The organism is Paenibacillus sp. 01T422, from assembly GCF_056398785.1.
Genome location: NZ_JBFTQB010000767.1, coordinates 1 through 6,203 on the forward strand (window position 1 = coordinate 1; position 6,203 = coordinate 6,203).

Below are 6,203 nucleotides of genomic sequence, written 5' to 3' on the forward strand. Positions count from 1 at the left end.
GCAATGAAAAACCTCATGCCTGCTGAGAAGAATGGCGGTGCCGAGGCATCTACCCCTACCTTGATCGCCAAAAATGTCGTTCCGAAAATAAGACATATAAGTAAGTAATTAAAAATAATCATGACTGTCCCCCCTCTTGGTATGTATCATCATACTAGGTAAGTAACAGAACAGATGTGGGACACTAGAACAGATTTCCAATGATTGCTTTATGATTGAGTTGAGTAAACAGAGGGGGAATATTGGATGAAAGCTCCGGGATCAGCTGGAAAGGAAACTAATCTGCTTTTCAGACAAGCCTATGACTATATTGTTACCCGCATGGATCGCGGTGAGTGGCAAGCCCATGACAAGCTCCCCTCCATCCGACTTCTCGCTCAGGAGCTGCAGGTGCACAGGCTGACCGTTTTTCGCGCTTATCAGCTGCTGAAACAGAATGAAAGGGCTTATGTCAAAGAGAAATCCGGTTACTACGTAAGTCCCTGCAAGACAGAAGAGCAAGCCCCTACGGAGCACACGGRGAGCACTCGTTCATTCACTACGCATAGCGCTTTGAGAAATTCCCTGTCAGAAATTCAGCAAATACCTGCCACCTATCAATTCTCCCAAGCTTTGATCGATCCCAACTTGCTGCCGAATCTTTTTTTGTCCGAACATGTGAAAAAGGTTTTTGACATTTATCCGAAGCTCATGGGTACCTACTCCAGCGCTCAGGGGGATGAAGAGCTTCGCGAGTATCTTTGCCGTTACATGGTTCGGCATCATAACCTCCAGCTCGCAGTCAGTGATCTGTTGATTACCACAGGAGGACAGCAGGCCATTGACCTCATCTCGCGGATCTATATCCGCCCTATGGATCCGATCTTGGTTGAGCGGCCGACGTACAGCGCTGCGCTTGATATTTTCCGCCAGCAGGGCGCGCGGTTTATTCCTGTCGAGATCACCCCGGACGGCTATGATCTGGTGAATCTGGAGAGGCTTATGGCGAAACATAAACCTCGACTTTTTTATATGAATCCAACCTTTCATAATCCGACAGGATACACGATTCCCGCCGCACAGCGCAAGCTGCTCGTTGAACTGGCTGAACGCTACCGCTGCCTGTTAATTGAAGATGATGCTATTCACGAGATGTACCTGGACCAGCCTCCTCCTCAGCCCATGCTGACTTATGATACGGAAGGTTGGGTTGTGTATCTCCGCAGTTTTAGCAAATATATCGCGCCTGGGCTGCGGATTTGCRCCGTCATGGGAGGCCCGCATGTCATCAAGTCGCTCATCACCGCCAAATCATTAGCTGACAACGGCACACCGCTCGTCAATCAGAAAATGTTCCTGCATTACTTCGAATCTCCTCGCATGCAGCAGCATTTGGAGAAACTGCGCATTGCCCTGCAGATCAGGAAAGAAATTGTAGAGCAGGAGCTAGCCTCCTCTGGATGGCGTTGGGTGAGCCCACAGGGCGGCTTCAATCTGTGGCTCCAGCTCCCGGAACATATCCCGGTTGAGCAACTGCTGGAGGAATGCCTCCGGCAATCTGTCTCCTTCGTCCCTGGCGTGATCTGCGATCCGCTCAATGAGATGCATTCTTGGATCCGTTTGAGCTATTCCTTTGTGAATGAGGAGCATTTACGGGATGGCGTTAGGCGGCTTGTAGACATTGCTGGGCGTTACACGGCTACGAGCGGGTAAGGGCGCGGGCGGGAGCGCGGGCGGGAGCATCCACAACACGACTTGTTAAACAGACAAATCCATAAGTGTTGACTAGTGTAACTTGGGTGAGCTGAGCTTTGATGGAGTATTCGGCGTTAATTACAAGTAATCAATCCACGCAGTCGCCTAGTTCCAAAGCTGCGATCCATCAGGACTTGTCTCCGCAGAAATAGAGGGAAAATCTACCGCTACTCAGCGCCGCGTCGGTTCAGGGAATGAAATAGATGCAGAAACTCCTGCTATTCCGTCTGTAGCATGCGAAATTCCCTGAATTTGACCGGATTAGCAGTAGAAATGTCAGTTATTTGCCAAAAAGTGGATCATATGCGGAAAATAACATGAGTATTCGGCGTTAAAAGCCAATGGGTGGAGGAAGGCTTGGATGGTGGATGGCTGGACAGACGTAGCACAAGGGCTGGCTGGCTGGAGGAACGTAGCACAGGGGTTGGACGGACACAGCATAAAAGCTGGACCGACGCAGCGCAAGCACTGGATAGGCCCAGCACAGAGCTGGCCAGACGGAGCACCGAGGCTAGACGAACGCAAGATAGATGCAGAATGAAAAAAGAACTGAAGCAAGTGTAATAATTTACATTTTTGCAGAAACTAACCCTGCATCTACGACTCATTTCTAGGGGCCTTTTACGTGATTTTAATTACGAATCTACTTTTTGTTATAGCTGTATTGGTTTCACGGGCCTACAAGCAGTGGAATAAATACTACGATGTCATGCTTTTTGTCTCTTTTTGCAATTTACTTTACAACTTCCTATGTCACGGTTATTTGATATGGTCATTTCACCCTGATATGTTGTTAGACCACAAGTCGACCGACTTTATGAACACCTTCATCCTGCTGCCAAGTACAACACTCCTGTATCTAACTTTCTTTCCTACCGCCAAACGCAACCAAGTTTTTTATTATCTCATGTGGATAATCGGTTATTCGGCTCTTGAATATCTGTGGTATTCTTACGGTCGAATCACATATCATCATGGGTGGAACATTATATGGTCGATCGCCTTTTACTTCTTTATGTTCTTGACAATAAGACTGCTTCATAGCAATCGAGCGGCCGGGCTGCTTCTTTCTGCTGTGTCCGTCGCATTCTTGGTCATCTACTTTCACATCCCACTCTGGGAATAAAAAAAAGGGTGCCCGCTGGTCCGCAAAAGACCATCCGGGCACCCTTATTATTAAGCTTTCACCTTCGCTTTAATTTCTTCAAGCGGCTTATGATTGCCATATTTCGGATACTCACGTGTTGACGGAGCAGCCCACTGAACCGCATTGGAGATAACGCGGCGGATTTGCTCTACAACCACTGCGGAATACTTCTCCCCCTTCGAACCAGGAAACCATGATCAACTCATCCGGCTGCGGGATATCGAAGTGCTCCCCATACATCTCCTCCGCTTCAAGGTCAATGTACTCGCCAATGCCTTCCACGATTGGATGGCCTGGTGCGACAACCCAGATGCGCTCTTTCTCGTCCGCTTCACGCCATTTGAGGTCACAGGATGTGCCCATCAGCTTCTTGAACACTTTGGAGAAGTGTCCGGAGTGCAGCACGATGAGTCCCATGCCCTGCCACACACGCTTTTGAACGCGCTCTACGATTTCGTCTTGCACTTGGTCATGAGCTTTATGTCCCCACCAGATAAGAACATCGGTGTTATTCAAAACCTCTTCGGTCAAACCGTGCTCAGCATCGTCTAGAGTCGCATAAGTGACATCTACATTCCCGCTGATGCCTTCGCCAATCGCTGTGTGAATCCCGTCTGGATAGGCAGCGCGTACAATTTCGCTTTCTTTTTCATGACGGTACTCGTTCCAAACCGTTACTTTAAGCTTTTGACTCATCTTCTTATTCCCTCCAAGATAGCGTATTCATTCATAATGTGAGTATAGTCCGTCCATTGCCAGAATGAAAGGCAAGATTGTGCCTATTTATTATTCAATAGTGTCCTCAATAAGTAAACAATGTTATACTTTCTCTTGATAAACCTTACCTGCAACGATGATTTACATATTCAAAAATGTCCTACCCAATAGCGAGGTATACGTAAACATGGAACCCACACATAACTCTTTTACCGAAATAGTGAACGAAGAAGTCATTTATCAGAACCCGCTGCTTTTCCTAAAAATATGGGAGCTTGGCTCCGACTCCGCTCACTTCGATCCCCCAACGCCTTGGTGCTGGCATTCGCATAAACAGGTGGAATTCCTTGTCGTCACGGAAGGCCTCCTGGCTATTCAAACCAAGCATGAACAAACGGTGTTATCCGCGGGAGATGTGATCGTTCTAGGTTCCTCCCAGCCCCATCGGACCTACAAATACTCCGCTGGCCCTTTACGGCAGATCGTTTTCCAAATCGATCTCAAACAGCATTTTGACCTAAGTACGATGCCTTACCTGCATTGCTTCTCGGAGCTGACTCACCCGCTTGAGCAGTTCAACGAGATTTTCCGGAGCAATCCGGTCGTGAAGCAAGCCGCTTATGAGCTTATTCTGCAGATTTTCGAAGAGTCGCAATCCCGCAAAATTGGCTACGAGCTTGCCATCAGCGCGGCGATCAAAAACCTGCTGCTGCTTATGTTACGCAATGACACCCGTGATCTGTCCGCACTTGCGGAGGATTCAGGTATCGCTCGCTTGCGCCCGGCGCTCGATTATATCGACAAGCATCTTGGCGAACGAATTACGGTTGAAGACGTCTGCTCCCTGCTCAATTTAAGCTATCATTACTTTATTAAGTATTTCAAAAAAGTGATGGGGATATCCTTCGTGGATTACGTGAATTACAAGCGTATCAAAAAAGCCGAGCGTCTCCTGTTAACAGGCGACCTCAGCATGATGGATGTAAGTTTTGAGGTTGGCATCCTCAATATGGCTCAGTTCTACAAGCTGTTCAAGCGGCATAATCAATGCTCGCCCAAAGAATTCAAACAACGCATGCGCAGCCAAACGGGGGTCGCCCCCCTTCTGGCGCAAGCGGATTAACCTCAGCCAGGCAAGAAGCCCTGCTGGCTGACAAGCACACGCTCCTGCGGAAAATACCGCAGGAGCTGTTCGTGCACGCGCTTATACGCATCCGGACTGTACCAGTCCGAAAGCCCCAGCGCGTCATAGATAGCGCGCACGCCGATGCGTGCCGTGCGCCGGCCCCCACTGCCATCGCCCATGAAGTAATCGTCGATGCACACCCGCTCCACGATGCCCGCGAGCCGCTCGGCGAACTGCTCCGAGCTCGGCAGCGCTGGCGCTATCGTGGCCTGCACGGGAATACCGCGAGCCGCCAGCTCGCGAAGGGCCACCAGCCGCGCCGATATCGGCGGCGCGGACGGGGTGAACGCTCGGCGGACATCCTCGCGGTCCGTCTCTACGGTCATGCTGACTCGGACGCGGTCGCCGAGCAGCTCCAACAAGTCCGCGTCCCGCTTCACCAGCGGGCTGCGGGTCTGAACGAACAAGAAGTCCGGCTGCTGCACGGACATCACCTCCAGGAGCGAGCGGGTAATCCGCTCCTTATACTCGCTCGGCTGGTACGGGTCCGTCGCCGAGGACATGAAGATCGTGACCTGGCCTTTGCGCTTCGCTTTGGCCAGTTCTTGCTCCAGAAGTGCGGCGGCATTGGCCTTCACGTCGACCCAGGTGCCCCAGGGCTCCGTACGGAACAGTGCCACCGGCATCTGTCTCACATAGCAGTAGGAGCACGCAAAAGCGCAGCCAGTGTACGGGTTCAGCGTATGTGAATATCCCTCTAGAAAGCCGCTGGCTTTGGTGAGCAGCGTTTTCGCTGACTTGTGGTTCACCTCGATCTGCATACGCGCTCCACCTCCCTTTTCTTCTGCTTACAATCCGACCTTTTCCAGCACCAGCAGTTTCTCTTTATTCACCAATCCACCGCGATAACCGGTTAACGCCCCATTTTTCCCGACCACGCGATGACATGGCACCATAATAAGAACCGGATTGGCACCAATTGCTGTACCGACAGCTCTTACTGCGCTAGCCTTATCCAGCTTCTGAGCGATCTGTGAATAAGTGACCGTTTCACCATGTGGTATTTCATTTAATTCGCGCCACACGGTTTGTTGAAACTCCGTCCCACGCAGATCAAGTGGCAGCGTGAACGTTTTGCGCAAGCCTTGCAGATACTCCTCAAGCTGCTGCACATAAGGCTCTAATATGGCCTGATTCTCCATCCAACTATAATCATGGAACCGATTTTTGGCCCATTTGGTTAATTCGGACCATGCTTCTGTATCAGCCGCACCTTGGTCGGCATCTCCTGCCTGATATTGCAGGTAGATTAGCCCGTCGTCCGTTGCTGCGATCAAAAAGTTATCATCCAATAAACGAGCTACGCCCCAATAAATGGATTTAGCTGTCCTCGCTTCTTTTGTTTGCATCCAAGAACCCTCCTCGGTTATGGTTAGATGGTGGAAGTTTGACGATATTCCGATGGCGTGACACCTGTCT

The 6,203-nt window shown here is 50.2% G+C and carries 6 protein-coding genes and 2 pseudogenes; 4 read left to right on the forward strand and 4 right to left on the reverse strand.

The genetic code is table 11. The annotated features are described in order from the left end of the window. Positions 1 to 122, reverse strand: a pseudogene (locus AC1DUA_RS30805) (DMT family transporter); the annotation flags it as partial. 124 nt (positions 123 to 246) lie between these two features. On the opposite strand from AC1DUA_RS30805, the gene AC1DUA_RS30810 reads away from it, so the two are divergent. From AC1DUA_RS30810 to AC1DUA_RS30820, 3 genes are all read left to right on the forward strand, one after another. Beyond that, the gene (locus AC1DUA_RS30810; RefSeq protein ID WP_477503373.1) at positions 247 to 1,692 is read left to right on the forward strand and encodes an aminotransferase-like domain-containing protein; all 1,446 of its coding nucleotides are present in this window, start codon (positions 247 to 249) and stop codon (positions 1,690 to 1,692) included. Positions 1,693 to 2,095: 403 nt separating this feature from the next. Continuing rightward, a complete protein-coding gene (locus tag AC1DUA_RS30815) occupies positions 2,096 to 2,275 on the forward strand; it encodes a hypothetical protein (RefSeq protein WP_477503374.1) in 180 nt (59 codons plus the stop codon). Between the two features lie 84 nt (positions 2,276 to 2,359). Continuing rightward, complete coding sequence (locus tag AC1DUA_RS30820) at positions 2,360 to 2,860, forward strand: CBO0543 family protein (protein ID WP_477503375.1); 501 nt, start codon at positions 2,360 to 2,362, stop codon at positions 2,858 to 2,860. 50 nt (positions 2,861 to 2,910) lie between these two features. On the opposite strand, the pseudogene AC1DUA_RS30825 reads toward AC1DUA_RS30820, so the two are convergent. Beyond that, positions 2,911 to 3,577 (reverse strand): annotated as a pseudogene (locus tag AC1DUA_RS30825) (ThuA domain-containing protein). A 208-nt stretch (positions 3,578 to 3,785) separates the two neighbouring features. Here AC1DUA_RS30825 and AC1DUA_RS30830 point away from each other — a divergent pair. Continuing rightward, positions 3,786 to 4,721: a helix-turn-helix domain-containing protein gene (locus tag AC1DUA_RS30830; RefSeq protein WP_477503376.1), complete on the forward strand. Its 936-nt coding sequence runs from the start codon at positions 3,786 to 3,788 to the stop codon at positions 4,719 to 4,721. Between the two features lie 2 nt (positions 4,722 to 4,723). On the opposite strand, the gene AC1DUA_RS30835 is transcribed toward AC1DUA_RS30830, so the two are convergent. Together AC1DUA_RS30835 and AC1DUA_RS30840 are read right to left on the reverse strand one after the other, a co-directional pair. After that, the gene (locus AC1DUA_RS30835) at positions 4,724 to 5,545 is read right to left on the reverse strand and encodes an SPL family radical SAM protein (protein WP_477503377.1); all 822 of its coding nucleotides are present in this window, start codon (positions 5,543 to 5,545) and stop codon (positions 4,724 to 4,726) included. A 27-nt stretch (positions 5,546 to 5,572) separates the two neighbouring features. Continuing rightward, the gene (locus AC1DUA_RS30840) at positions 5,573 to 6,133 is read right to left on the reverse strand and encodes a methylated-DNA--[protein]-cysteine S-methyltransferase (protein WP_477503378.1); all 561 of its coding nucleotides are present in this window, start codon (positions 6,131 to 6,133) and stop codon (positions 5,573 to 5,575) included. Positions 6,134 to 6,203 lie beyond the last annotated feature (70 nt).

Bases quoted from the DNA above. Each gene is read 5' to 3' on its own strand.
- AC1DUA_RS30815 (WP_477503374.1), top strand. From the start codon at position 2,096: ATGGTGGATGGCTGGACAGACGTAGCACAAGGGCTGGCTGGCTGGAGG.
- AC1DUA_RS30830 (WP_477503376.1), top strand. From the start codon at position 3,786: ATGGAACCCACACATAACTCTTTTACCGAAATAGTGAACGAAGAAGTC.
- AC1DUA_RS30835 (WP_477503377.1), bottom strand. From the start codon at position 5,545: ATGCAGATCGAGGTGAACCACAAGTCAGCGAAAACGCTGCTCACCAAA.
- AC1DUA_RS30840 (WP_477503378.1), bottom strand. From the start codon at position 6,133: ATGCAAACAAAAGAAGCGAGGACAGCTAAATCCATTTATTGGGGCGTA.